At 63.6% G+C, this 25995-nt stretch carries 30 protein-coding genes and 1 pseudogene; 6 read left to right on the plus strand and 25 right to left on the minus strand.

Annotated features, from left to right (window positions below; all coding sequences use genetic code 11):
• The 15 genes from ACI3KW_RS21355 to ACI3KW_RS21425 form a co-directional block, all read right to left on the minus strand.
• Window positions 1–140, minus strand: a 140-nt coding sequence (locus ACI3KW_RS21355; RefSeq protein ID WP_404849809.1) for a phage tail tube protein, incomplete at its 3' end; no start/stop codon positions are given.
• 28 nt (window positions 141–168) lie between these two features.
• Window positions 169–570 carry a DUF3168 domain-containing protein gene (locus tag ACI3KW_RS21360; RefSeq protein ID WP_404849758.1) on the minus strand — a complete coding sequence of 134 codons (402 nt, stop codon included), beginning with the start codon at window positions 568–570 and terminating at the stop codon, window positions 169–171.
• 3 nt (window positions 571–573) lie between these two features.
• Window positions 574–915, minus strand: a complete 342-nt coding sequence (locus tag ACI3KW_RS21365) for a phage head closure protein (RefSeq protein WP_404849759.1) — start codon at window positions 913–915, stop codon at window positions 574–576.
• Window positions 912–1478, minus strand: coding sequence for a hypothetical protein (locus ACI3KW_RS21370; RefSeq protein WP_404849760.1), 567 nt, complete (start codon window positions 1476–1478; stop codon window positions 912–914). The genes ACI3KW_RS21365 and ACI3KW_RS21370 overlap by 4 nt, the downstream gene beginning before the upstream one ends.
• Before the next feature lie 191 nt (window positions 1479–1669).
• Window positions 1670–2890, minus strand: coding sequence for a phage major capsid protein (locus ACI3KW_RS21375; RefSeq protein WP_404849761.1), 1221 nt, complete (start codon window positions 2888–2890; stop codon window positions 1670–1672).
• A gap of 10 nt (window positions 2891–2900) precedes the next feature.
• Complete coding sequence (locus ACI3KW_RS21380; RefSeq protein WP_404849762.1) at window positions 2901–3377, minus strand: HK97 family phage prohead protease; 477 nt, start codon at window positions 3375–3377, stop codon at window positions 2901–2903.
• Window positions 3377–3505 (minus strand): hypothetical protein, encoded by a 129-nt coding sequence (locus ACI3KW_RS21385; protein ID WP_404849763.1) that lies wholly within the window; start codon window positions 3503–3505, stop codon window positions 3377–3379. The genes ACI3KW_RS21380 and ACI3KW_RS21385 overlap by 1 nt, the downstream gene beginning before the upstream one ends.
• 4 nt (window positions 3506–3509) lie before the next feature.
• The gene (locus ACI3KW_RS21390) at window positions 3510–3698 is read right to left on the minus strand and encodes a hypothetical protein (RefSeq protein ID WP_113122999.1); all 189 of its coding nucleotides are present in this window, start codon (window positions 3696–3698) and stop codon (window positions 3510–3512) included.
• Between the two features lie 190 nt (window positions 3699–3888).
• Entirely contained in the window at window positions 3889–5043 is a 1155-nt protein-coding gene (locus tag ACI3KW_RS21395; RefSeq protein WP_404849764.1) for a phage portal protein, read from the minus strand.
• A gap of 107 nt (window positions 5044–5150) precedes the next feature.
• Complete coding sequence (locus ACI3KW_RS21400; RefSeq protein WP_404849765.1) at window positions 5151–6407, minus strand: DNA-packaging protein; 1257 nt, start codon at window positions 6405–6407, stop codon at window positions 5151–5153.
• The gene (locus ACI3KW_RS21405) at window positions 6385–6801 is read right to left on the minus strand and encodes a hypothetical protein (RefSeq protein ID WP_404849766.1); all 417 of its coding nucleotides are present in this window, start codon (window positions 6799–6801) and stop codon (window positions 6385–6387) included. The genes ACI3KW_RS21400 and ACI3KW_RS21405 overlap by 23 nt, the downstream gene beginning before the upstream one ends.
• 453 nt (window positions 6802–7254) lie before the next feature.
• Window positions 7255–7635, minus strand: coding sequence for a DUF2147 domain-containing protein (locus ACI3KW_RS21410; RefSeq protein ID WP_404849767.1), 381 nt, complete (start codon window positions 7633–7635; stop codon window positions 7255–7257).
• A gap of 175 nt (window positions 7636–7810) precedes the next feature.
• Entirely contained in the window at window positions 7811–9082 is a 1272-nt protein-coding gene (locus ACI3KW_RS21415) for an Hsp70 family protein (protein WP_404849768.1), read from the minus strand.
• Window positions 9083–9271: 189 nt separating this feature from the next.
• Window positions 9272–9925, minus strand: coding sequence for a diguanylate cyclase domain-containing protein (locus ACI3KW_RS21420; RefSeq protein WP_404849769.1), 654 nt, complete (start codon window positions 9923–9925; stop codon window positions 9272–9274).
• 101 nt (window positions 9926–10026) lie between these two features.
• The gene (locus ACI3KW_RS21425) at window positions 10027–10482 is read right to left on the minus strand and encodes a YcgN family cysteine cluster protein (protein WP_113122687.1); all 456 of its coding nucleotides are present in this window, start codon (window positions 10480–10482) and stop codon (window positions 10027–10029) included.
• A 184-nt stretch (window positions 10483–10666) separates the two neighbouring features.
• Between ACI3KW_RS21425 and ACI3KW_RS21430 the strand changes: the two genes are divergently transcribed.
• The 3 genes from ACI3KW_RS21430 to ACI3KW_RS21440 all read left to right on the plus strand — a co-directional run bounded on the left by ACI3KW_RS21430 (window position 10667) and on the right by ACI3KW_RS21440 (window position 14045).
• Window positions 10667–12775: a transglycosylase domain-containing protein gene (locus ACI3KW_RS21430; protein WP_262168922.1), complete on the plus strand. Its 2109-nt coding sequence runs from the start codon at window positions 10667–10669 to the stop codon at window positions 12773–12775.
• A gap of 113 nt (window positions 12776–12888) precedes the next feature.
• Complete coding sequence (locus ACI3KW_RS21435; RefSeq protein ID WP_404849770.1) at window positions 12889–13464, plus strand: DUF1214 domain-containing protein; 576 nt, start codon at window positions 12889–12891, stop codon at window positions 13462–13464.
• Window positions 13461–14045, plus strand: coding sequence for a hypothetical protein (locus ACI3KW_RS21440; RefSeq protein WP_404849771.1), 585 nt, complete (start codon window positions 13461–13463; stop codon window positions 14043–14045). Before ACI3KW_RS21435 ends, ACI3KW_RS21440 begins: the two co-directional genes overlap by 4 nt.
• 188 nt (window positions 14046–14233) lie before the next feature.
• On the opposite strand, the gene chrA is transcribed toward ACI3KW_RS21440, so the two are convergent.
• Window positions 14234–15439: a chromate efflux transporter gene (gene chrA / locus ACI3KW_RS21445; protein WP_404849772.1), complete on the minus strand. Its 1206-nt coding sequence runs from the start codon at window positions 15437–15439 to the stop codon at window positions 14234–14236.
• 24 nt (window positions 15440–15463) lie between these two features.
• Window positions 15464–16294, minus strand: a complete 831-nt coding sequence (locus ACI3KW_RS21450) for a hypothetical protein (protein ID WP_404849773.1) — start codon at window positions 16292–16294, stop codon at window positions 15464–15466.
• A gap of 377 nt (window positions 16295–16671) precedes the next feature.
• Between ACI3KW_RS21450 and ACI3KW_RS21455 the strand changes: the two genes are divergently transcribed.
• Entirely contained in the window at window positions 16672–17808 is a 1137-nt protein-coding gene (locus ACI3KW_RS21455; RefSeq protein ID WP_404849774.1) for a DUF2336 domain-containing protein, read from the plus strand.
• Here the strand turns inward: ACI3KW_RS21455 and ACI3KW_RS21460 are convergent.
• From ACI3KW_RS21460 to ACI3KW_RS21470, 3 genes are read right to left on the minus strand one after another with little or no spacing between them, the layout of a single operon-like run.
• Window positions 17805–18155: a DUF1491 family protein gene (locus tag ACI3KW_RS21460; protein ID WP_404849775.1), complete on the minus strand. Its 351-nt coding sequence runs from the start codon at window positions 18153–18155 to the stop codon at window positions 17805–17807. The two genes, ACI3KW_RS21455 and ACI3KW_RS21460, sit on opposite strands and share 4 nt — an antisense overlap.
• Window positions 18155–19336 (minus strand): peptidoglycan-binding protein, encoded by a 1182-nt coding sequence (locus ACI3KW_RS21465; protein ID WP_404849776.1) that lies wholly within the window; start codon window positions 19334–19336, stop codon window positions 18155–18157. Before ACI3KW_RS21465 ends, ACI3KW_RS21460 begins: the two co-directional genes overlap by 1 nt.
• The gene (locus tag ACI3KW_RS21470) at window positions 19333–21108 is read right to left on the minus strand and encodes a PAS domain-containing sensor histidine kinase (RefSeq protein ID WP_404849777.1); all 1776 of its coding nucleotides are present in this window, start codon (window positions 21106–21108) and stop codon (window positions 19333–19335) included. Before ACI3KW_RS21470 ends, ACI3KW_RS21465 begins: the two co-directional genes overlap by 4 nt.
• A gap of 367 nt (window positions 21109–21475) precedes the next feature.
• Here ACI3KW_RS21470 and ACI3KW_RS21475 point away from each other — a divergent pair, with 367 nt between their 5' ends.
• Window positions 21476–21769 (plus strand): hypothetical protein, encoded by a 294-nt coding sequence (locus ACI3KW_RS21475; protein ID WP_162740344.1) that lies wholly within the window; start codon window positions 21476–21478, stop codon window positions 21767–21769.
• A gap of 168 nt (window positions 21770–21937) precedes the next feature.
• Window positions 21938–22363, plus strand: a complete 426-nt coding sequence (locus tag ACI3KW_RS21480) for a SufE family protein (RefSeq protein WP_404849778.1) — start codon at window positions 21938–21940, stop codon at window positions 22361–22363.
• On the opposite strand, the gene ACI3KW_RS21485 is transcribed toward ACI3KW_RS21480, so the two are convergent.
• From ACI3KW_RS21485 to ACI3KW_RS21505, 5 genes and pseudogenes are all read right to left on the minus strand, one after another.
• Window positions 22360–22860 carry a DUF6456 domain-containing protein gene (locus ACI3KW_RS21485; protein WP_404849779.1) on the minus strand — a complete coding sequence of 167 codons (501 nt, stop codon included), beginning with the start codon at window positions 22858–22860 and terminating at the stop codon, window positions 22360–22362. The genes ACI3KW_RS21480 and ACI3KW_RS21485 overlap by 4 nt on opposite strands.
• Window positions 22861–22975: 115 nt before the next feature.
• Window positions 22976–23233 (minus strand): annotated as a pseudogene (locus ACI3KW_RS21490) (helix-turn-helix domain-containing protein); the annotation flags it as partial.
• A 161-nt stretch (window positions 23234–23394) separates the two neighbouring features.
• On the minus strand, window positions 23395–24294 hold the full coding sequence (locus ACI3KW_RS21495) for an ABC transporter ATP-binding protein (protein WP_404849780.1): 900 nt from the start codon (window positions 24292–24294) through the stop codon (window positions 23395–23397).
• Complete coding sequence (locus ACI3KW_RS21500) at window positions 24291–25106, minus strand: ABC transporter ATP-binding protein (protein WP_404849781.1); 816 nt, start codon at window positions 25104–25106, stop codon at window positions 24291–24293. Before ACI3KW_RS21500 ends, ACI3KW_RS21495 begins: the two co-directional genes overlap by 4 nt.
• On the minus strand, window positions 25103–25993 hold the full coding sequence (locus ACI3KW_RS21505) for an ABC transporter permease (RefSeq protein ID WP_404849782.1): 891 nt from the start codon (window positions 25991–25993) through the stop codon (window positions 25103–25105). The genes ACI3KW_RS21500 and ACI3KW_RS21505 overlap by 4 nt, the downstream gene beginning before the upstream one ends.
• Window positions 25994–25995 lie beyond the last annotated feature (2 nt).

Here is a 25995-nt window from a genome sequence, read left to right on the forward strand (position 1 = left end):
GCGCTTTCCTGATCGGTCGTATCCACCGTCGAGGCATTGAACGACAGCGCCCGCGTGCGCAGCCCCGCCACCGTCAAAAAGCTCCCCGCCCCCGTCTGGTCGAGCTTGAGCAACATATTCTTCCCGCTCTGAGCGGCCATGTTTTGGTCCTTTCAAGAATTGATAGGGCTAGGCGGCAGCCTCACTGAAAAACCGCAGCGTCACCGCCGCCCGCGCCAGCCCTGTGTCCCGGTCGATCATCGTATCGGTCCGCACATGCCCGGCATGGCTCACCACCAGCCCGGCAGCGCTCACTCCGCCCGCCAAAGCCACCACACGCTCGGCAATGGCCAGCGCCCGTCTGCGGCTGGGCTGATCGCCCCAGCAATGCACCAGCACCAGATGCTCCTGCCCCGGCGCAATATCCCCATCGCGCTGCACCACATCATGGCGGGCAATCACCACATAGGGCGCCGCACGCCCCTTGGGCGGTGCATCGAACACGCCATTGGCCCCGATGATCGCGACCAGTTCAGCATCGCTCCCCAGCGCGCTCACCAAAGCGCCCTGCAGCGCCACAATCGGATGCATGGCCTACCCCGTAAAACTGATTTCGCTGCAGGTGCAGCTCAGATAAGCCCGCCGCCCATTGAGGTCAGCTGCCCCCACCACATCCAGATTTCGCCCGCGATAAACGATCCGATCACCCGGCCCGATATCGCTGCGAAACCGCAGCACCACGACATGGGAAATCGCCACCCCGCGCCCATCGGCGCTCGTATCCTGCCGCCCCGAAAGGCTGCGCACTCGCGCCCAAGTGCTGGCCAGCGGCACATAAAGCACGCCATGCCCCGCATCATCCTCGACCACCATCTCGCGCCGGCGCAACTGCACCCGATCGGTCAGTGTGCCGATCGGCGGCACCCGCTCGTTCATAGCCGCACCCGCTTGTGCCCGGCCACCAGCCGGTCAAACCCGGACGGCACAACGGCTCCCGAACCCGCCACGATCACCGCGTCACGATGCTCGAACCAATATCCGACCAGCACCAGCAGCGCCTGCCGGATATCGGCCGGCACATCGCTGGGCTCAGTCCCGAACCCGGCGACATAATCGATCTCGATCCCCTGCCGCTCCCGCAGCAGCGGCATGCCCGCCACCGAGCGCGGCAGCAACAACCGGTCCGGCTCCCCCAAGAACTGCGCCAGCGGAATGGCATGCAGCGCCCCCGCTCCATCCACCGCGTTGATTTCCGTCACCGCAATAAACGGGCTCACCGGCAGCTTGACGACCCGGCTCTCCGGCCAGGCATCGAGCACCACCCGCCAGCTCTGTGCCAGCAGCGCCCGCCCCGTCACTCCCTCCACATGCATTCGCGCCGCCCCAATCAGCGTCGTAATCAGCGCGTCGTCGGCAATGTCATCGACCTTGAGAAACCCCTTGGTCTCGACAAGCGAAACCGGCTCCTCCGCGGGCCCCGCGAGAAGATAGGAAATCATGTTTTTTGCCTTTTGGTTTTGGTGCGCGGAGTCCGCTTGGATGACGCGTTAGGTGGGCACCGCGCCCCGAAGGGAAGTCCGTCAGCCTGAGTCAGATGGAGCGAAGGCCCGAGCACCGGAGCGGAGCGTACATTAAGTACGTGAGCACCGGAGCACAGGGCCTTCGCTCTAGCTGGCCAGGATCACGGACTTTACGAGGCGGCAAACTTCAGCAGCTTGATCGCATCGTAGTCAGAGATCCCGCCACCGACCCTTTTCGTCGTATAAAACAGCACATAGGGCTTGGAGCTAAACGGATCGCGCAACACGCTCACCCCCTGACGATCCACCACCAGATACCCACGCCGGAAATCGCCGAACGCCACCGACAGCGAGCCTGCCGCCATGTTCGGCATGTCCTCGGCCTCGACCAGGTCAAACCCCATGAACCGTGCCTTGCCATCGGCCGTTGCCGCGGGCTGCCACAGGTAATTGCCATCGGCATCCTTGAGCTTGCGCAACGCGCCCTGCACCTTGCGGTTCATCACCCAGGATGCATTCTGGCGGTAGCCGGCCTTGAGGGCATAGACCAGGTCGATCAGCACATCGCTGGCATTGGTGGCCGGCAGCGTGCCCGCCGCCCCCGTTGCCACATAGCCAAGATTGCCCCAGCTCCAGCTGGCCTCGGCCACATTGGTCGCCGTCAAAAATCCCTTGGGCTTGTTGACGCCATCGCCGCTCACAAAGGCCGTGGTTTCCTGCGCCGCAAAGGCCGCATTCACCTCCTCGGCAATCCACTGGCCGACATCCACCGCCGCATCGTCGAGAAAGGCCGAGGTCGCCGCCGGCATGGCATAGAGCTCCATAGTCGGATAGCTCAGTTCTGCCAGCGTCTGCGAATTGGTCACCGGGCGCGCCGCCGTTTCACCCACCCAGCCCACTGCCGGGCCGGTCACCGAAATCGGCCGCTTATAGACCGCGCTCGACACCTGTCGCACCCCGGCAATAGCGCGAATGGGCGACAAAACCGTCATCAGCCGCGTGATCTCGTTTTCCGTCTCGCCCGGTACCACATAGCCGCCATCGGCACCGACGCCGATGGACAGCGCCTTCTCCTCGCCGCGCTTCACATAGGAGGAAAACGCCTCCTTATATTCGCCCTCGGCCACAGCGGCCTTGCCATCAAGCAGCGGGCGGGCGCGATCGATCAGCGCACGATCCATCGCCGCCTTCTGCCCATCGAGCACCGCGTTCAGCCGATCCAGCTTGCCCTCCAGCAAGCCATCGGCCGAGCCGCGTTTTTCGAGCTCCCCCAGACGCTGGTTGTTGGTCGCCTTGAATTCCTCGAAGGCATGCGAGAATTCGGCGAAGAGAGCGCCAATATCGCTCCCCGCGCCGGCCTTGGTTTCAAGGCCGTCGTTGCTGTTGGTCATGCAAATGTCCTTATCGGTTGCGGATAGTTTGCGTCGCCGCCGCGATTGCGGCGCCGGTCGAAAGGGATGAGGGCGCAATCCGCGCGTCCTCCATCATGGGAAAAGTCACGATCGAGATTTCGAACAGATCGATCGCCCACAGCTTGCGCTTGCCGGCTTCGCGCGTGGCCTTGACGGTGCGAAAGCCGATGGAGAGTCCGTCCAGCGCCCCGCCCTCGATCAGGCGCTTCAGCGCATCGGCCCGCTCCACCCCCGGCACCAGCCGTCCGGCAGCGAACAGCCCATGGCCGTCTTCGTGCAGCGCCTCCCAGATGCCCACCGGCTCCTTGGGATCGTGCTGGAACAGCATCCGGATCCGATCGCGCCGCTGCGCCAGACTGTTGGCAAAAGCCCCCGGCATGACGATATCGCCCCCGGCATCCACCCGGCCAAACACGCTCGCATAGCCGGAAAATCGCCCCTCGCCATCGATGCGAATGGCTGCCATCAGCGCTTGCCCGAAGGTTTGCCCGCGCTCTTGTCGCCCGCCTTGGGGCCGGCCAACGTGCCCGCCAGGTTCCAGGCAAATTGCCGGAAGGTCTGCTGGGCATTTTCGCGATTTTGCTTATTGACCATAGATTTAGTCATCCTTCCTGAACAGTCGATTCAAGCTCGCTATCTCCTGCACGAAGTCGTTGAAGTGCTGATTCACCTTCGCCATTTCCCGCAGGCTCCACACCAGTAACGCCGTCGAACTGCTCGCCCACAAAAACAGCGCCAAATGCGCCAAATCCCCCCGCTCAATGACGGTGCGCGTAAGCTCGTCCATGTTCTTGCTCCTTTCTTCCCCTCGCCCCTTGAGGGAGAGGGACATCTTTTCCGCGTTCAGCGGTGAGGGGTTCTGCGTCCGCCCATGCTTGAATGCCTACGGAAGCAACCCCTCATCCCAACCGAAATTCGCCTTCGCGAATTCGGTGTCCCTTCGGGCACCTTCTCCCTCAAGGGGAGAAGGAAGAGGCCTAAAGCCCCACCATCGCCCGCTTCTCCGCGTCGCTGAGAAACGGCGCACTCCCCACGCGTTCCCACAGGGCCGCGCGGTCTTCGGCCAGTGCCTCCACGCCATCGAAGTCGGGCAGCACCACCGCCCCACCGAACGCCGGCGAGAGCCAATTGCTCAATTCCTCAGCCACCCGCACCACCAGCGGTACCAGGGTTTGTCGCCACAGCGCGCGGTTGGCTTCGGCCAGGTTCGCGTAAGTATTGTCGCCCGGAATGCCGAGCAGCATGGGCGGCACGCCGAAGGCCAGCGCGATATCGCGCGCCGCGGCGTGTTTGGCCTCGATGAAATCCATGTCGCGCGGTGTCAGCGCGATGGTTTTCCAATCGAGCCCGCCTTCCAGCACCATGGGCCGCCCGGCATTGGCCGCGCCGGCAAAGCCCTGTTCCAGCTCGCTCTTGAGCCGCTCGAACTGCTCCTCGGTCAAATTGCCGCCGCCCGCCGAATAGACCAGCGCGCCAGACGGCCGCGCCGCATTGTCGAGCAGCGCCTTGTTCCACTGCCCAGCCGCATTGTGGATATCGAGGCTGGTCTGCGCTGCCTCGAGCGGCGCCATGCCGTAATGGTCGTCCATGGGATGAAACAGCGCCATATGCAGCACGTTGGGCAGCGGCTCGCTGTCCTGCCGCAGCCGCATGGTCCGCCCACCGGCCGTATAATCATAAGCCACCGGCCAGCCATCGGCCCCGGCCACCACCTTCATCCGGTCAGGCCGCAGGCAAAACAGCCCACGCACCTGCCCCTCGACAATCCCCGCCTGGAGATACGCATTCCCCGCCGTCTGCAGGTAGGCATAGACCGCCTCCAGCATCTCCCCGCCCGATTGCCGCCCATTGGGGCGCTTCAGCAGTTCCACCAGCGGATGCTCGTCGAGCTTTTTGCCATCCTCGCTCACCACCAGCGGCACCCGATTGGCCGCCTCGGCAATCAACCGCACACAGCGATAGACCACCGGATTGCGCGCAAATCCCTGATTGACTAGGCTTGCAAATCCCCGCTGGCTCCAATTGGCCGGCCCCAGGGAACTCAGGCTCATCAGCGTATGCCCGGCAAAATTCTTGGTTTCTACAGGCGCGTTTGCGCCGCCGCCCATCAGGCGGCTGATCCAGTTCGGCATGTTTTTGATCCTTTCCGTAACGGAGCGAGAGCGCCCGGCTCCACCCACCGGGTCATTCCCGCGCAGGCGGGAACCTCCGTTGCCTATTCTTAAGGTCAGGCCGAAGGCTAAGTCCCCCGCACCCGCGGCCTTGCATCCTCCAGCAGCAATTCCGTCACCGCCCAGACCAGCGCATCCACCCGGTCCGGCGAATGCCCGCCGCTTTTGCCGTCCGCGCCGAAGCCGCACATTTCGTCTTCCAGCGCCGTCAGCCCCGCCACATGCCGCACCAGCCCACGCCCATAAAGCGCGGCGACCGGCTCCGCCCGCAGCCATTTGCTCCGCGTGGCCCGCACCGCACGCACCGGCACATTGACGTCAATCTGCTCGATTACCGATTGGACCAGGTCCCCGCCCTGATTGACCTCGACCACGATGGCATCGGCCTTATGGGCATGAAACGCCTCCACCGCCCGCCGCGCCCAGGCTAAGGGGGCCGCCGGTTTTAGCGTACGATCCTCCAATATCACCGCACCCTGGCCCACCCGGCCCGCCACGATAATCCCGCACGCGTCGGACTTGGCCGTCCCGGTCACTGGCGGATCGACCGCCACCACAATGCGTTCCGGCACCACGCCGCTCACCGGCGCAAACATGTGCCGCTGCCACAACGCATCGGGCAGGTCCTCGATCAGTTCCCCGTCCAGCTCCTGCCGCCCCAATACCGAGCCGCGATAGCGCCCGACAATGGCGTCGAGAAATTGCGGCGCCAATTGCGCCCGGTTCTCGGCCGTCGCCATGCGGCTCACCAGGGTTTCCGGGTCGCCCAGCAGCCGCTTGAGCAGCCGCGTCGGCTTGGGCGTCGTCGTGGCCAATTGCTGCGGCCGGTCACCCAGCCGCAGGCCGAATTGCAGCATGTCCCAGGCCTCTTCCGCCCGTGGCCATTTGGCAATTTCATCACACCAGGCCGCCGCGAATTGCGGCCCGCGAAACCGGTCGGGGTCGGACGCCGAAAGAATGCTCGCCTCCACCCCATTGGGCCAGATCAGCCGCTGCCCCTTGAGCACCGGGCGCTCCTTGTCCGAGTGCACATTGAGAATGCCGCTCTCGCCCCGCACCATGATGGAAATAGCCTCGGTCATGGTTTCGGCCACCAGGGCAATCGGCCCGATCTTGCGGGCCGCCAGGCTCCGCACCCATTCGGCGCCAGCACGGGTTTTGCCCGAGCCACGCCCGCCGAGCAGCAGCCAGGTGGTCCAGTCCCCGTCCGGCGGGCGCTGCTTGTCCAGCGCCCAATAGTCCCACTCGTAATAGTGTTGCTCCACCTCATCGTCGGATTTGGCGGCAACTTCGGCCAGCGTCTCAGCGGTTCTTGAACTGGTCAATGCGCTTGGCCAATTTGTCGCGCAGGTCGGTCATGTCCTTCTTGGTCGCCGGCTCCACATTGGGCTGCGCTGCGCCAAGCTCGATCAGCTTGTCCAGCGTCTTGACCGACATGCCGAGCACATTGGCCTGTTTTTCGATCGGTTCGTTCACCGCCATCTCCAGTCGCCTTACCTGCTTATCCAAAACCTTCATCATCAAGGCGATCAGCCCTTCCCGGCGCACCATGCGTGCCCGGGCACTGATCCAGCCCTCCGCCTCCCGCCGATGCCGCAACTGCGCCGGCGTAATGCCGTAGCGCTTGCAGATCGTCGCCGGCACAAACTTGCGCCCTTCATATTCTTCGCGAATGGCCGCCCAGTTCGGCGCCGCGCCATCCGAGCTCGCGTCATTCATCTCGCTGCCCCGCTGCCGGGCCGGCCTCTCCGCCTGACCCACTTTTCCGACCATGCCTGAACTATAGCTGACCAGCGTGACGCGGGGATAAGTTGGATAAGTGGGGCTCTTCACTACGCACAATGTGCTTCCCCCACAGTGTCATTCCCGCGAAAGCGGGAACCTCCGTTTGCCGCACCAAGGAAGAAAACAGAGGTTCCCGCTTTCGCGGGAATGACATTGTGGTTGGGGCTAGGTCAGAGCCCCGATCTGCCTCCCTCCCCCTTGTGGGGAGGGATTGAGGGTGGGGGTTCCGATCTCTCCGCCGACATAGAGTTCGTGGAGCCCGCACCCCCACCCTAGCCCTCCCCACAAGGGGAGGGAACCGGATCGCGGCTCCCTTCCAAAGCACCCAAACAAAAAGCCCCGCTCCAACCGGAACGAGGCCCAAATCCCCCAGCAAACCCACCAATTCTACCGCCGAACGAAATCCACATTCTTGCAGGCGATCAGCATGCAGCCGGACAATTGCATGCTGTCCTCGTCGACCAGCGTGACCGAGCCGTCCACCGTCTGGCCGTCATATTTCACCGTGCCGCGCCATTGGTTTTCGCCGGCGGGTCGGGCGCCATTGACCACCAGCTTATTGAGCATGGCGACGTTCTCCGGCTTGCGCGCGTCGCGGCGCAGCCAGGTCAGCTTGGCGCAGATCTGGGTGCCGTCCCCGCAATAGCTGACGACGAAGCGCGATTCCCCGGTCGTGGTCTGCCAGGTGCCGACCGGCGAGAGGTCCTGTGCAGCGGCGGGTGCGGCAAGTCCGATGGCCAGGGCAGCGATGGTCTTGAACAAGGTCATGATTGTTCCTCGACATATGTTCATGCCTCGGGCCACAGGGGTCCGCAGGGCGATGGAATGAAGTGTTGGTCGACCACATGCCAGAGCGGAGCTGAACTGGCCGCAAACTGCTCATTCAGTTTTCATTCATCGCATGGCGAAGGTGTGGCCGCCGCCTGTCATTCCCGCATGGGAACTATGCCGGAAGCGCAGGTCCGAATTTGCGGGCCGCATCCAGCGCCAGCCCCAGCCCCACGCTGCCCAGCACGTCGGTGCGCACCAATTCGGACGTGGGAAACAGCGCTCGCAGCCGATTGGCAATGGCGGGCACCTGGGTCGAGCCGCCTGTCAGGATCAGGCTGTCGATCTCGCCCGCACTCACCCCGGCCCGCCGCAAGGTCTCGGCAATGGTCGCTTCAATGCGCGCCACCGAATGCTCCAATGCCTGCGTCAAATCATTGATCGTCATGATGGTTTCCACTTGCCGCTCGCGCACGGTAAACTGGAACGCGGTTTCCGCCGCGTCCGACAGCTCAATCTTGGCCGCCTCGACCGCCCCTACCAGCCGATGGCCCAGTCGGTCCTCGATCAGCTCGATCATGGTCTCGACCCGCTCGGCCTCCTGCGCCTCGCGCATGGTGCCCCGCAAGTCGCGCAGCGTCTGCGCGGTGTAGAGCCGGTTGATGCGGTGCCAGGTCGAGAGGTCATAATAGGGCGCCACCGGCAGGTAGCGCTTGCCGTCCTTGGTCTCGCTGCCAAGCCCCAATTGCGGCATCACCTTGGCCATGGACAGCAGCCGGTCAAAGTCCGTGCCCCCCACATGCACGCCCGCCGTCGACAGAATATCGCGGGCCCGCTCCACCGACCGCGCCCGTTCCGGCGAGACCCGCACCACCGAAAAGTCCGACGTGCCGCCGCCAAGATCGACGATCAGCGCCAGCCGCTCCGCCGTCACCTGCCGCTCGTAATCGAGCGCGGCGGCAATCGGCTCATATTGAAAATCGATATTCTGGAAGCCCTGCTTGCGCACGGCGTCCTCAAGCTGGGCCTCCGCCGCCCGGTCAGCCTCCATATCGTCATCCACGAAATGCACCGGCCGCCCCACGACCACATTTTCCACCGGTCCAAGCAGGTCCGTCTCGGCCCGCCGCTTCAACTCGGCGATGAAAATGCCCAGAATTTCGATGAAGTCATAGCGCCGCCCCTTGACCCGCGTGGTGTCCCCGATCAGCGAGGTGCCCAGCACGCTTTTGAGCGAGCGCATCAGCCGCCCCTCGCCCCCGGTCACATATTCAGCCACCGCCTGGCGCCCGAAATGCACCAGGTTGTCCTCGAAGCTGAAGAACAGCACGCTGGGCATGGTCTGCCTGCCATCTTCGAGCGGCAGCAGGCGCGGCACGCCATCAGCGCCGACAAAACCCATGGTCGAATTGGACGTGCCAAAGTCGAGGCCGCAAGCAAGGGTCATGGGAGCCATCCATCATGGGAGACTGCGCCCAGCGGCGCGAGGGACGGCCCTCATAATGGCTCAAAGCCAACGACGCAACCTCGGAACGAGCAGAAGCCGCCCACGCACGGGGTCATTCCGGCGCAGGCCGGAATCCTTGCTGAAGGTCATCCACGTTCACGATTTTTGGAATTAGGCGGGTGAACCCAATCAAGCAGCCTTGCGACGCTGCTCCTGCGCCGGCCGCAAATCCACCACTTCCAGCCGCCCCATGCCCTTGCGCTGCGCCTTTTTCAGCGCCTGTGCACCAGCCTCGAAGAATGTCCGGTCGAACGCGCCCTGCGGATTGGTCACCGCCAGCCCGACGCTGACCGTCACCGTTCCAGCATGACTTTCCTTATGCGCCAGCCCCTGCCCGCGAATAGCCTTGCTGATCTTCTGCGCCAGCGTGCGCGCCATCAGCGCCGGCATATCCGGCAGCGCCACGACGAACGTCGCACGCCCCATGCGCAGGCAGGTGTCATCATCATGCGGCAGTGCATCGGCAATGGTCTGCATCACCGTCATCACGCAATCATCGGTCGCGCCCTTGCCATAGCACCCGAAATATTCGCGATAGCGGTCGATCTCGATCACCAGCAGGCTCATCGACACCCCGGCCTCGGCCGAACCCTCCCAGGCCCTGGTCAATTCCTCTTCGATGCGCGCGCCCAGCTTGGGCTTCATGCCGATCTGCCGGGCAATCGCTGCCTGCCCATAAGCCGGCCCCCGCTCCTGCCGCACCGGTCGCAACGCGCCCAGCGCAGTCCGCACCCGGCCCCAGAAATGCTCCGCGCTATCCTTGGCAATCACCACATCGGTCATATCGTCGCCTGTCCCGGGCACCTACAACAGCAGCAATGATCAGGACACAACATGGTTAATCGGTGGTTAATACTTATGGTTAAGCAAGTATTACCGAAAGTCTAAAGCTGCTCCGGCGGTTCCCATTCCGGCCAGTCCACCGCGTGCTCTTCCCAGGTATCGGGCTCGACTTCGGTTTCGAGGAACGTCCGCCCGGACACCGACACGCCCACATCCACCACCGTTTGCGGATCACCCGACACCAGCGGGTGCCACCAAGCCAGGCCCTTGCCTTCGGCGATGCGGCGATAGGCGCAGGTGGTGGGAATCCATTTGATCTCGGTGACATTCTGCGGCGTCAGCTTGATGCAATCGGGCACCTTGGCCTGTCGCCCCGGATAGTCGGTGCAATGGCAGCTATCCCCGTCCAGCAGCTTGCAGCGCACATCCGAGGTGATCAGGATGCCGGTGTCTTCGTCCTCGAGCTTGATCAGGCAGCAGCGCCCACAGCCGTCGCAGAGGGATTCCCATTCCGCTTCGCTCATCTGCTCGAGTGTTTTTTCTTCCCAAAAGGCCATCTTAACCTGACATGCGGCATGGTGTTGCCGGTTCGCTCTTATACGCCATTATTGGCAATCATATTCCAGCGATTGAGTTGCATTCAGCGCTTTGGCCAGACAATTGTCCGCCGGAGGCGCAGCCGGGGACCAAGCGGTGCAGGATCCGTTCTACACGAAAGACAAGCGGCCCAGGAAGTCGTCCATGCTGGCGGCCGATGCGTGGCTGGATTCCTCGCTATACGACTTCTGGCAGGGCCTGGGCCGGGGCTGGACCAAGTTCCAGGACATCATGTCGGTGTTCCGCGTCACCGGTATCAAACGTTTCTTCGTCGAAATTTTGTCCGACGCCTTCACATTCGGCGCCATCGGCGCGGTGCTGATGACGGCGCTCGCCCTGCCCGCCTTCGATGCCACCGCCTCCGGCGAGTATAACAAGGCCGAAAACTATTCCGTCGTGTTCCTCGATCGCTTCGGCACCGAGATCGGCCGCCGCGGCATTCGCTCGGACGATTCCGTCGCCCTCAAGGACATGCCCGATTACCTGATCAAGGCCACGCTTTCGACCGAAGACCGCCGCTTTTACGATCATTTCGGCATCGACGTCGTCGGCACTTTGCGCGCCCTGATGAGCAATGCCTCAGGCGACGCCTCCACCCAGGGCGGTTCCTCGATCACCCAGCAGCTGGCCAAAAACCTCTTCCTCTCCTCCGAGCGTACCATCGAGCGCAAGATCATCGAGGCCTTCCTCGCCGTCTGGCTCGAATGGCATTATTCCAAGGACGAAATCCTCAAACTCTATTTTGACCGCGCCTATATGGGCGGCGGCAATTTCGGCGTCGTGGCCGCCGCCGATTACTATTTCGGCAAGAAGGTGCAGGACATTAACCTCGCCGAAGCCGCCATGCTGTCGGGCCTGTTCAAGGCCCCCACCCGCTATGCCCCGCACGTTGACCTCGCCGCCGCCCGCGGCCGGGCCAATCTCGTGCTCTCCAACATGGTCGCCGCCGGCTTCCTCACCGAGGGCCAGGTCACCGCCGCCCGCCGCCATCCGGCCACCCCGGTCGATCGCACCGCCGACGCCAATTCGCCGAATTACTTCCTCGATTGGGCGTTCGAGGAATCCAAGAAGATCATCGAAACCACCCGTCACGCCTCCAATAACTTCGTGGTCCGCACCACGATCGACACCACGCTACAGAAATATGCCGAGGAGGCCGTCACCTCCACGGTGCGCGAAAATGGCGAGCAATATGATGTGTCGCAGGCCGCCATGGTGGTCACCGATACCGGCGGGGCCGTGCGCGCCATGGTGGGCGGCACGGACTATGGCAAAAGCCAGTTCAACCGCGCCATCGTCTCCACCCGCCAGCCCGGCTCGGCCTTCAAGGTCTTCGTTTATGCCGAGGCCATGGAACAGCTTGGCCTCAAGCCGACCGACACCATCACCGACCGCCCGGTCTGCATCGGCGATTGGTGCCCGCAGAATTACGGCCGCAATTACAAGGGCACCGTGACCCTGCAAAGCGCCCTGGCCCAATCGCTCAACACCGTTGCCGTGACCCTGTCGATCAAGACCGGCCGCGATCCCATTGCCGCGCTCAGCCACCGCATGGGCCTGCGCGCCGATTACCCCGTCACCCGCTCGCTGGCGCTGGGCGTCGCCTCGGTGTCGGTGCTGGACATGGCCTCGTCTTATGCGGTGCTGGCCAATGACGGCCTCAAAACCCCGGCCTATGGCATTACCCGCATGGCGACGCTCAATGGCGAACTGGTGTTCGAGGCCGATCCCAATGCGCCGCGCGAACGCCTGCTCAGCGAAACCACCGTGGCCGGCATGAATTCCATGCTGCGCGGCGTGGTCACCGGCGGCACCGGCCGCCGTGCCGATGTGCCCGGCGTGCCGGTCGTCGGCAAATCGGGCACGACCTCATCCTATCGCGATGCCTGGTTCTGCGGCTTTACCGGCAATTACGTCGCCGCCGTCTGGTTCGGCAATGACGATTACCACCCCACCAAGACCCTGACCGGGGGCACCCTGCCCGCCATCGCCTGGCAGAAATTCATGGCCTATGCCCACACCAATATCGACATCAAGCCGGTCTTCGGCGTCGATTTCGTCCCCACCCAGACCGTGGTTGCCGCGGCCGACCCGGCCGAGGAGCAGGTCGAAGTCGCCCAGCGCCCGCCAACCCTCACCCCTGCTGCCGCCCGCAAACTGCTCGACCTCGCCGGCCTGTTCCGGGGCGAACTCCGCGCCGCCACACCGATCAACAACCAGGCAGCCGTACCCGGCTCGAGCGCGGGGCTGTAAACCAATCGCGCCTTTCGCCCATCCGGCCCCGTTGCTATAGCCATACCAGCCAATCCCCGCGTCGAGGTCACCCCGCAATGCCGATTCCCGCCCCCTCGAGCCGCTGACCGCCCTTGCGTTTCGTCATTCACCTCCTGCTGATGATTGCAGTCGCCCTGGGCATCGGCTTTGGCCTGTCCTGGTATGCGCTCAATGACGGACGCCTGTTCGGCGGCGCGCAAATTGGCCCCTGGAGCGCCTGGCCCGATGTCGGATCAGGTCAGCCCAATCCCTATACACGCGCCCACCTGGCCCGCGCCGCGTCGCTGCAATTGGGCCTCAGCGAAGGCATCCAGTTCGCCGCCAGCGCCGACAGCGCCGGCGAACCGCTCATCCGCAATTGCACCTATCATCTGGGGGGCACGACGCCCCTCGCCACCTTCTGGACGCTCTATGCCGTGGATAGCGACGGCATCAATATCGCTGCGCCCGATGGCCAGGCCGCCATCCGCTCGGATAGTTTGGCCCGCGCCAATGATGGCGCCATAACACTCAATGTCGGCACCCGCCTCATGCCCGGCAATTGGCTCGAACTCACCGGCACCGGCCCGTTCAGCCTGGTGCTGACCCTTTACGACACCACGGTCTTCTCCGGCCTCAACGGCAGCACCAATAATATGCCCTCCATCGAGCGGGAGGATTGCGCATGATCCGTACCCTGCTCTGGCTATTGGCTGGCGCCGTATTGGGCGGCATCATCCACATATTGGTGATCCTGACCCTGCCCGCCCTCGCCAAGGAAACTGTCTGGACCCGTATCGAAGCGCTGGGCGCGACCAATCGCATGCTGGTGCTGCCCAAGGTCGAACCCGGCCAGCCCAATCCGCTGGGGCTCGATCCGGACCTAGCCTATGCCGTGTGTCAGGTCGACCTCAGCCAGGGCCCCGCCTATATGAGCGGCATGATGCCCGACGCCTTCTGGTCGGTCGCCATTTTCAACCAGGCCGGCATCGTCACCTATTCCACCACCAATCGCGACGGCATCGGCCAGACCCTGGAACTCGGCATTTTCAACGCCGCCCAGACGCGCCTGCTCGCCCAGCAACAACTCGACATCGCCGAAGGCCTGCTCGTGGTTGAATCGACCAGCGACAGGCTCTTCGTCCTCGTCCGCCTCGCCCCGCCCCACCAAGCCATGCGCGCCCGCTTCGAACAGGCACTCGCCGATGTGCAGTGTGGCACGCGCGGCACCCCGGCGAACCCGAGCACGGAACCGACCGTGGCGCCCTAAGAACGGGGGAGCGAGGGTAAGCACCCCCCCATCCACGATGTCACCCCGGCGCAGGCCGGGGCCCATCTCGAGATGCAACCCCAGCCGCAAGGTGCATGAGTGACCCGCATGGCTGAACATCAGGCGATCTAGCGGCGCGTTGTGATATCTCAAGATGGGTCCCGGCCTGCGCCGGGATGACACAGTGGCTAACCCGCCCCCATCACCCCGCCGGCCACCGCCAACCCAACCACCACCATCCACGGCGGCACTTTCCACACCACCAACAACACAAACCCCGCCACGACCAGCACCAGATCAACCGGCCGAACAATCGCGCTCACCCAAACCGGGTCATACAACGCCGCTCCCAAAATCCCCACCACAGCCGCATTGGCCCCACGCATCCCCGCCTGCGCCAGAGGCCGCGCCCGCAACCCATCCCAGAATGGCAGCACCCCAACCAGCAGCAAAAACCCCGGCAAAAACACCGCTACCAGCGCAATCGCCGCCCCCAGCACCCCATTGGGCACCGGCCCACTCACCGCACCCAAAAACGCGGCGAATGTAAACAACGGCCCCGGCACAGCCTGCGCTGCCCCATAGCCCACCAAAAACTGATCCTTGGCCACCCAGCCTTTGCCGACCACTTCGGCATCGAGCAGCGGCAACACCACATGCCCGCCACCAAATACCAGCGATCCTGCCCGATAAAAGGCATCGAACAGATTGAGTCCCTGCGATCCCACCACATTGGCCAATAGCGGCAGCCCGAACAGCAACACACCAAACAGCACCAGCATCGCCGCGCCAAACCGCTTGCTGATCCCAAACGAAACCGTGGAATGCGTCGCCGCCAATTCGCCCCGGCACCACACTAGCCCGGCCACGACACCAAGCCCAATCGCCGCCACCTGACCGATCGATCCCGCCGCCAACATGGTCAAAGCCAAAGCGCCCACCGCGATGGCCGACCGTTGCCGGTCCGGCGCCAGGCTCCGGGCCATGCCCCAAACCGCCTGTGCCACCACCGCAACCGCTACGATCTTGAGCCCATGCAGCACGCCCTGCGCCACCGGCCCATCCAGCGCCCCTGCCCCCAAAGCGAGCAAGACCAACAGGATCGCCGATGGCAGGGTAAAAGCCGTCCAGGCCGCCAGCGCACCGAGCGGTCCGCCACGCCATAGCCCCAGCGCAAAGCCGACCTGGCTCGAAGCCGGCCCCGGCAGGAACTGGCACAGGGCGACGAGATCGCCATAGCCCTGCTCGTCGATCCAGCGGCGGCGGGTGACCAGTTCGTCGCGAAAATAGCCGAGATGGGCAATCGGCCCACCGAACGAGGTCAGCCCCAGCTTGAGAAAAGCCAAAAAAACTTCGCCGGGATTGCCCTGACGGGCTGGTGTCACTTCGTTCATGCAGGTCCCATCTGGCAGGCCGCGCTATTTGGGCAGCACGATTTCCCGGTCGATCACCTGGGTCTCGTAACGTGACGGTATGACAACATCACTACGCCGCATACCCGCCCCGCCATCGCCGCAGAAATCGCGCCGGTTTGCCCGGTCGACATAGCCCGACATGCGCCGCAGCGCTTCGTCCACCGCCAGCGATTGCTCATGCGGCGTTTCCACCAGCAGATGGTCCAACGCATAATTGTAGGACTGGTAGCGATAATTCAGCGCCCGCACGAACCAGGCGATGTGAATGTCGTTCTCGGCCTTGCGATTGGCCACATTGCGCGCTTCGGCCGGTCCCAGCCCGCTCAGATTGGCCAGCGCGATTGCCCGCTGCCGATCCACCTCGACCACTTCGCAGATCGATTTGAACGTGCCCGGCACCGTGTCGAGATCGGCCGCGATATGCCGCCCCACTGTCGAGTAGCGCACCCGCGAGGATTCATACTGGGTAGTCCGAAGCCAGTTATAGTAGCGGTCCACCGAGAAATTGCGGTCCACCTCGGGCAGGATGCGGGTACGCTGCCACTCGACCGCCGTGTCATAGAACCAGTCCTTGGCATGGGCCGCGATCAGGAACCGCCAGACGCGATTATGCATCTCCCCTTCCTGGTCGGTCTGGTTGAAATCCGAATAGGGTTCCTTGCGCTGCCGCGCCAGCCATCCGCCCACCGCCGGCATGGCCGTGTCATGGGTAAAGCTGGGCGCCGCCCGGCCGAAATCGCCAACCGGCCGTGCGCCACCGGTGCAAGCCACCAACAGTCCCGCCAGCGCGATCGAACCAGCGGCCCGCAGTGCCACTCCCAAAATGTCAGCCACGCTTACGCTTTGGCCGCGAGGGGGCAAGCCGCTTGCTCGGCACAGCATTTGTCCCCCGCTCATAACGCACCCCGGTAAAGATGAAGATCTGCGCACCACCGCTCAGCCTCGTTGCGGATTTCGGCGCTGTTTCACGCAGATTAAATTTGACGAGCTTACCCAAGCCGGCCTCCAGCCAGTTCGCCCCTCCGTCCCTACCGGAGGCAGCCTCAAAAGGACCATCGGACAGGCGACGCCGCTCGGTCTGTCCGTCCCCGCGTGAATCTTTTCACGCCTGCGCATTAAGAGATCGTCAAGGTTAACAGTCCGCTAACGAATTCGCCGCAAAAGTGACCGCGCATCGAATGTGATGCGAACGCGAGTCGATGGTCCCGGATATGCTTGGCTTTCAGCCCTACGAAACATTTCAGCTGCTCATCGAAACCGGTGGCATCGACCGGACCAACACGCTGCTGATCGCGGCCTGCGACGCTTATACCCGCCGCGGCAAGCCCACGCCTCCCGAAATGGAACAGTTCGAGGCCCTGGCGAGCCGCCTGTTCCCCACGGCCGCTCCCCAGGCCCGCGCCAAGGGCGCCGCCATCCTGGGACGCGCGGAAATGCTGTCGCCAATGCTCGAGCGCCTCGTCGTCGAGAATATCGGGGAAGACCTCAACGGCTTCCTGCAATCGGCTGCGGAACTGTCCGACCAGACGGCGCTCGAAGTCATTGCCCGCCAGGATATCCCCGCCGCCGCAATCATTGCCACCCGCCCGGACCTGTCCAATGTGGTGCTGGCCAAGCTGTTCCAGTTGAACTCACGCAAGGTCTATCGGGCCCTCGCCGCCAACACCGCCATCCAGCCGCGCGGCGCCTATCTCAGCGCCCTCGCCCGCTCCGCCCAGATGGACCACGTGGTCGCCGAATCACTGGCCAAGCGCAGCGATTTCGACGCCGCCCTATTAGCCCCGGCCTTTTTTGATCTATCCGACACTGACCGGATCAAGGTCATCCAGGCCTTCGCCCACCGCGGCACGCCCATCGCCCCGATCAGCAAGACCATCGAACAGCTTACCGTCGCGAGCGCCGATCTCACTAAGGCGCTGATGAAGCTCTTCTCCGAAAACCGCCGCCCCGAAGTCACGCGCCTGCTCAGCCAGATCACCGGGCTCGATGAAGTGCGCTGCGGCCAGATCGCCCATGACGTCTCCGGCGCCTCGCTCTTCGTCATCCTGCGCGCCTTCGGCTGCTCGGCCTATGACGGCCTTAAAGTGCTGATCCACGCCACCAGTCACGATGGCGAACGCTCCCAGGCCCTGGCCGATTTCGCCACCCTGTTCGGCAATGTCACGCCCGAATCCATGGCCTATCTGATGAGCGCCTGGCGCGGCGAGGTGAACCTGCTCGAGCTCAACAAGCCCGAATACAAGCCCTTCAGCGAAGCCAGCCGCCGCACGCCGGCCGCCGCGCACAATCCAGTGGTCGACCAGGCCATCGAAGCCCTGGCCCGCATCGGCCTGCGCCGGGCCGGCTAGAGCTTTGAGCCCGCGTCCAATTCTATCCCCGGGTCCTCGCCCCGCAGATCGAGGCTGAGCACCCACAGATCGGGATCGAACTTGATTTCCTGCTGAATACGCTCGCGCACCTTGGCGGGCTCGACACGGCGAAAGCGGCGCTGGAACACCAGGGCCGCATCATTGCCTTCGCGCCCCACCATCGGCGCGGGGGTGAACAGGCTCACCGCACCATCGAGATGATCCACCTCGATGAAGACCTGCCCGGCAACGGGATCACCCCGCCGCGACACAACGCACATATTGCCCAGATCATTGTGGCGACGCACAAAGGCGCTGCACCAGAGATCGCTGCGGAGCGCAGCCATCAGATGGTCGCGCCGGCGTCCCGCAGCAGCCCGACGAGATCGGGGTTCACCTGCCCGGTCACCCGATAGCTGTGAAAATTCTCGAACTCGCGGATCGCCTTGGCCGTGGACTCGCCTGGCTTGCCGTCGATAGGGGCATGATAGAAGCCCAGGCTCGCCAGCCCGCGCTGGATCTGGCTGATCAACTGGGTGTCATTAGCCGGCTGCAGAGGAGCGGTCGCTTGCGCGGGCGCCGCCTGCGGCTGCACGACAGCAGTGACCGGCCGGGGGGCAGCCATGGGCTCAAGCGAAGCTACCTGTACCGGCGCCGGCATCGGCTGGCTGACGGGCATCATCGGCAAGGCGGGAATAGGCTGGCTCGATGCTCCGGCCGGGCGGCCATCGACTGCGGCAACGATAGAATCGATCGTCTGCGCGGCAGCATTACCCACCGTGTCCACCGCATCATCGATCGGCGACAGCGGCGGCAATTGGGCGACGACACGATCCGGTTGCGTCACTGGTTGGACCGGGACAGGAGCCTGTTGCACAGCCACTTGCTGCACGGGCGCCGGCGGCGTCACCGGCTGCGGTGCGGGAGCGGCCACGGCCTGGCGCTGCACCGGCACCATGCCTGCAGCATCGGCGCGCAGAATGGCATCCACCACTTCGCGGCTCAGCGCGCCGGTCGGCACCATGCCATTGCGTTCTTCGAAGGCGCGAATGGCCTGCGCAGTGCGCGGGCCGTAATAGCCATCGACAGCGCCATCGAAGAGACCCAGTTCGGTCAGCTTCTTCTGCACCTGGAAAGCATCCTTGTTGCCCACCGGCACATCGGGAATCGGTTGCGACACCGGGGTGACGCTGCCCGTCGTCTCATTGGTCACCGGCGTCGCCACCACGCTCTGCTGCATTGGTGTCGGCGCAATCGTGGGCGCATTGGTCGGCACGGCGACAGGGGTGGGCACGATTTCAGCCACACCCAGCGAGGGGGTGAATAGCGGCGCAGGGTGGCGCACCGTTTGGAAATAGAGGGCGTTGCTGGCGGCAAGCGCGGTCATCGTCACCATGGCCAATAGGCCGGTGGAGGCGAGCGGCGCGCGCATATAGCGCGAGAAGGTCCAGAGGCCGGCGCGACCCAGATAGGTCGCAACGGCGCTGCCCGCCAGCAGTGGCAGGCGGGAAAGTGTCGTTGCCGTCATTGCGCTTTTCTTTTTTCGTCGTGCCATGAACTGATGGGAGCGGCGGGCGGCTCTTTATGGAGGGGTGTCACGATCGCAGTTTCCTCCGTCTTTATTGCTGGACCGTTTATAGGCAGCAAAACAGTGACGGTTGTCCCCGCGCCAATCTCAGACATGGCCCGCAATGTGCCGTCATGCAAGTCCACCAGGCCCTTGACGATGGAAAGACCCAGCCCCGTGCCCTCATATTGGCGCGACAGCCCGTCCTGCGCCTGGAAGAACGGCTCGCCAATGCGCTGCAGCGATTCGGGTGCCATGCCGATACCCCTGTCGCTGACCGATAGATTGAGGCTCTGCCCCTGCCGCTTGAGCGACACGGTGACAGTGCCACCACGATTGCTGAACTTGATGGCGTTGGACAGCAGGTTGAGCATGATCTGCCGACAGGCGCGCTCGTCCGCCACCAGCATGGGCAGGCCCTTGCCGATCTCGGCGGCCAGGGTCACCTGACGTTCCTTGGCCAGTTGCTCGACCATGCTGAAGCAGGGCTCGATCAGCCCTTCGACATGGAATGGTTCGGCCTGCAATTCAAACTTGCCCGCCTCGATCCTGGACATGTCGAGCAGCATGCGCACCACTTCGAGCAGATGCTTGCCACTCTGGTGAATGAGCCCGGCATATTCGCGATGGGTCGGCGAGAGCTCCCCGCCAATGCCCGAGGTCATCATTTCGGAGAACCCAACCACTGCATTGAGCGGAGTGCGCAACTCGTGCCCGATGGTGGCGAGGAACCGCGATTTGGCATCCGAGGATTCCTCGGCAACCCGGCGCGCCTCGGCCATGGCCGTCTCGCCATCCTTGCGGCCGGTGACATCGCGATAGAGCGCCACGACTTCAAAGCGCGAACCATCTCCCTGTGATTCGAGCACGGGCGAAAAACTGATCTCGACCCAGATGAAGCGCGGCAGCTTGGTCGCACCCGCAGGATCATCCTGGCGCATACGCAGCTCGATCATGCGGGTGCGGCCAGCCAGGTTGGCATCGGCGAAGGCGCTGAGATAGGCGGGGCGGTCGAGCACATGCACGCGCTCGCCCAGGCCTGTTCCGGTCAATTCATAGCGCCGGCAGCCAAACAGCTGCTCGGACGAGCGCGAGGCCAGCAGCACTTCGCCCGTTCCGGAAAACCGGATAACTGCATCCTGCACATGCTCGATCAGGTGCCGGTAGGCGGTAACCTGCGCCTTGTCATAGACTTCATAGGCCGCGTTGATGCGGTTGGCCGTATGCCCGACAAGGCCGACAGCGACCAGAAAAACCAGCAGGGACGTGGGCGTCAGCACATCGTTGGACACCGGAATTGCGGAAATTCCGAACAGTGACGCAATGGCAGCGAGACCAGCGATGGCTGCCAATAGCCACCACGCCTGGCGCCGCAGCGGATGGCGGGCGACGAGCGAGGCCAGAATGGGTCCCATGGATGCAACAGCCAGGCCAACATCGCCAAAGCGCGTATCGGCCAAGGTCAGCAGCAAGCCCATGGCCATAATGGTGACCACCTGCCCGGCCGCGGCTTCATCGAACAGCTGGCGCTGGTGCAGCGACAGCGTCAGCATGCCGCCAGCAAGGCCCATGGACGCCAGCACGAAAGGCAGCAGCGCGCCGGTGACCACGCAATAGATTGCGAAAGGCATGAGCAGGCCGGAGGCGGCAATGGCCAGCCGTGCATTATTGGCCAGCGTCTTGCGGCGCAGCACTTCGGGCCGATGCCCGGAGCCGGCAACGGCCGGTTTCATCTCTTTGCTTTCGCCAAAAGAGAACAGGCTACGCATACAGTTTTTACTCACACTATGACGCCGCCGGGGCATACCAGGACAAGACATGAAACGCGTCTTATCTGCCTGAATGGGTTCAGGTCTTGTTGGTCCCAACCTGCGCGCTCAAGAGCTAAGACGACCTTAAGCGCGATGCCTTCGGGGAGGCGTCGGACCGCAGAAAGGCGGGTTTTGAGGAATAGCGTAAACAAGGCGTTGCCCATCTTTAGCGAGGGCAGCCAATTTGATTCAAATTTTATCGAAATGTCCCAGCACAGTTTAAACAGTGCCGGCTAGCTTTGGTGACGAGGGCAGCAATAGCCCGCCAGCAAATACGGAATATCTGGCAATGTTTCTGGTTCGATCCATTTTCTGGCTGACCGTCGCTTATATGGTGATCAAGCCCGGCGTCGATTTCGCCGATGCCGCCAATAGCCTGTCCAGCCAGGCTGTCGCCGCCGGCACCCAAGTGGTCGCCGAGCAGGTCCAGAACATTGAATGCGACACGCTGCAATGCATTGGCGGCAAGGCCGTGTTGTCGGCCGCCATGCAATCCAGTTCCGCGATCGGCACCCCCATGCATGAGACGCCGATCGCCAGCCCGGTCCCCTTTCCCAGGCCTCGGCCGGACCGGGCCGGTTAAGAGCGTCCAGAAGGGCGCTCTTCCGCCAATTCAGGGTCGCCTCGCTTGCCCAAGCGAGTTTCCTCCAGCGACCCTGGCCCCTGCCGCAGGCGCGTTGCCCCGTGCTTGCGGCTTTTTCTTGCGCCCGCGGGTGTGGAAAAGCGGGCTGGCATGAACTAGATACAGCCCATGACCGAGCCCCAAGCCTTCCAGGACATTGCCGAAAACCTGTCTTTCCTCGACGATTGGGAAGACCGCTATCGCTATATCATCGAACTGGGCCAGGCCCTGCCCAAGCTGACCGACGAGGAACGCTCGCCGGAAAACAAGGTGCATGGCTGCGTCTCGCAAGTGTGGCTGGCGGCTCAGACGGCCCAGCGCGATGGCCAGACCATTCTCACCTATCGTGGTGAAAGCGACGCCATGATCGTGCAGGGCCTCGTCGCCGTATTGCTCGCCCTCTATTCCGGTCGCCCGGCCCAGGACATTGTCGAAACCGACGCCATCGCCCTGTTCGACAAACTGGGCCTTCGCGAACACCTGACCACCCAGCGCTCCAATGGCCTGGTCGCCATGGTCAATCGCATTCGGGCCGAGGGGAAGGCGCTGAGCTAAGGCGCCGTTTCCGCAATCAGCGGCAACCGTGTTTCCAGCCAGCCCGTCTGCCTGCCCCCAGCCGGCCCCTCAGCACCGGCTGACAGCCCCATAATCCCTGCCAATTGCTCCAGCCCAATCCGCAGCACCAGCTTGGCGCTGCGCCGCGGCCAGCGCCGTTCGGTCTCGATCAGTTGCAAGCCCTTGCCCAGCCCGCAGACATCGAACACCACACCCCAACAATCCGTCGGCAGCAGCGACGCCATCCTATTCAGCCGCTGGCGCGCATCCGCCGCCGAATCTGATGCATCGCCCACGCCATTCCCGCCGCTGCGGCCAATCCGGCTGGCGTCATAGCTCATAGTGATGCGCGGGCTGAGCCGCGAGCGCTCCACCAATTGCGCCAGCCGCTTGCCCGCCGCCACATGGTGCGGCGCCAGGAACGGGCTGCCATCGGCCTCCTTGCTGACCGCCAGCCGGGCCAGCACCGCGTCGTCACTCTGCTCAGTGGCCGGCATGGCGTGGCTCCCACAAAGGCTGGGCATGCTGCTCGCCGATCACCTGTTCGAGCCGCGTAACGAAGGCATCGAACTCGGGGTCTTCGCGCAGATCTTCGATCAACGTACAGGCATATGAGACTGTTGTCCTATCTCGCCCGAACGCATCTCCCACCTCGCTTAGGCTGCGCCCCAGCATGACATGGGCGAGATACATGGCCAGCTGCCGCGCCCGCGCTGCCGAGGCTCGACAGCGTGACGCATGCATAAGCAACCGCATAGGCACATTTTTTTCGCGCGCGACCAAGGCCGCGACATCGTCACACGCCCAGGCATGACCTATGCCAGGCTGGCCTTGCACCACCGTCGCGATTGGTTGATAAGTAGGATGCACCCTCGGCCTCCATTGCAATCAAGGAATTTATTCCTACATATTGCAACGCAGAAAGCCAGCCGGGGATAAGTCGAATAAGTAGATGTGTAGACGGGCTTATTGGCGTGGGCACTCACTGGCCCAGCTCCTCCGTCGAGGGGAGAGGGTGTGGATCGGGGGCCCTACCCCGCAATCGGCCGAATGAAATGCCCCGGCCCGACTTCGCTCACCACCGGCTGCGGCGCGGCGGATAACCGCCGGATATTGTCTACATCCGCCATCTCGGCATTGTACTGCGATTGGGCGAACCGTATGTCCGGGTCCGGCACCGCCGACAGCAGCAGCCGCGTATAGGCATGCTGGGGATCGTTCAGCACGCTTTCCGTCGGCCCCCATTCCACGATCTGGCCGGCATACATCACGATAATGTCCTCGGCCACGTAGCGGGCCGTGGCGATATCGTGGGTGATGTAGAGCAGCGCCAGCCCGAGCGAGCGCTTCATCTCGTTCAGCAGATTCAAAATGCCCAGCCGCACCGAGACGTCCAGCATGGAGGTCGGCTCATCGGCCACGATGACCTCCGGCCCCACCGCCAGAGCCCGCGCAATACTGATGCGCTGGCGCTGACCGCCAGAGAGTTCGTGCGGAAACTTGGACGCCATCAGGGCTGGGTCGAGCTTGACCCGCTCCAGCAATTCCGCCACGGCCGCCTTGCGCTGCGCCGTGCTCAGCCCCTTCTGGTGCAGCCGCAACGGCCGCTCCAGATGATAGTGCACCGTGTGCGCCGGATTGAGCGCCGAAAACGGGTCCTGAAAAATCATCTGCACCGCCCGACGATAGGCAGCCATCGAATGGGTTACCGGCGCACCCCGGAACAGCAATTGTCCCTGATCGGGCTGGTATTCGCGCATGATCAGCCGGGCGCAGGTAGTCTTGCCACTGCCCGATTCGCCTACCAGCGCCAATGTGCGGCCGGCCCTCAGCGCGAAGGACACCGAGCGCGCGGCATAGACGGATGTGTCGCCCTTGCCGAATACCTTGGAGACATTGTCGAGTGCGAGGACGGGGTTTTGGTCAATCATTGCTGGGCGCCCTGCCTGATCTGCTCGCCATGCAGCCGGGGCATCGAAGCCCAGAGCTTGCGGGTATAGTCGTGCTGGGGCGCGGTATAGATGTCATGCGCGCCATTGACCTCGACCAGCTTGCCTTCCAGCATCACTCCGATCCGGTCACACACCTGCACCATCAACCCGAGGTCATGGGTGATGAACAACACGGAAAACCCAAGCTCGCCCCGCAGCTTGTCGATGCGCTGCAGGATTTCGCGCTGCACCACCACGTCGAGCGCAGTCGTCGGCTCATCCATGATCAGCAGTTTGGGATTGAGCGCCAGGCAGATGGCAATGACGATGCGCTGCCGCATGCCGCCCGAGCATTGATGCGGATAGGATTTGAGCCGGTCGACCGAAATATCGACCAATGTGAGCAGCTCGGCCGCCCGCTCGCGCGCCTGCGCGCGGTTCATGCCGAGATGAGTGTGCAGCACATCGTAGAATTGCGTCTCGATAGTTAGCACCGGATTGAGCGAGTTCATGGCGCTCTGGAACACCATGGCCACTTCGCTCCAGCGAAACTTGCGCAATTGCTCCTTGTCGAGATCGAGCACATTGCGTCCCTGCAGCAGAATCTGCCCCGAGCGGATCAGCGCCGGCGGGCGATGCAGCCGGCTGATGGCAAAAGCGATCGTGCTCTTGCCGCAGCCTGATTCTCCGGCGAGCCCGAAGAACTCGCCCGGCCCGATATCGAAGCTCACATCATCCACGGCGCGAAAATCGGTCTCGTCGCCGATATAGTCGATGGTGAGGTTTTTGACCGAGAGGACGGGCACGCTCATAGCCGCCCCTCCCCGGCCTGCACCAGCGCTGCCCACCGCCCCAGCCGCCCGCCCGTGCGCAGCCGCGGATTGGCGATTTCGTCGATGGCAAAGTTGATCAGCGCCAAGCTTAGCCCGAGCAATGCCAGCGCGATACAGGGCGAGAGCAGATCCCACCACGCCCCGACCGACAGCGCCGAAGCGTTCTGGGCGTTGTAGAGCATGATCCCCCAGGACACGGTATTGGGATCGCCCAGCCCCAGGAATTCCAGCGTCGCCTCGGCGATCACCGCGAAGATGACGCTGCCGATGAAATTGATCCCCACGATGGAAATGAGATTGGGAAAAATCTCGAACGCCATGATGCGCCAGGATGGCTCGCCCAGCATTTCGGCCGATTTGATGAAATCCTTCTGCCGGATCGACAGCGTTTCCGCCCGGGTCACCCGCACACCCCAGGCCCAGGAGGTCAGCCCCAGAATAACGGCAATCACCAGCGGGCTCGCCTGCCCGATAAAGGCGGCCAGCACCAGCAGCAGCGGCAGGTTTGGCACGACCAGCACCATATTGGTGAAGAAGTTGATGACCTCGTCGATCACCCCGCCTTTATAGCCGGCGATGATGCCCAGCACCGTGCCAATGAGGGTGATCATCAACCCGGCGCCAAAGCCGACAGCCAGCGAAGTCCGCGCACCATAGATCAGCTGGGTGAACACATCGCGGCCCACGCGTGTCGTGCCCAGCCAATGCTCGAGCGATGGCGGCTGATGCGGCCGCCCCACCCGCGCGGTGGGCGAATATTGGCTCAGCAGCGGCGCGGCAAAGGCTGCGATGATGATCAACAGCAGGATGACCGCGCCGATTACGGCCTTGCGGTTACGGAGCAGGCCCGAGAGGAGTTGCTGCATGG

The sequence above is a fragment of the Devosia sp. ZW T5_3 genome (genome assembly GCF_044987315.1).
Taxonomy (GTDB): Bacteria; Pseudomonadota; Alphaproteobacteria; order Rhizobiales; family Devosiaceae; genus Devosia.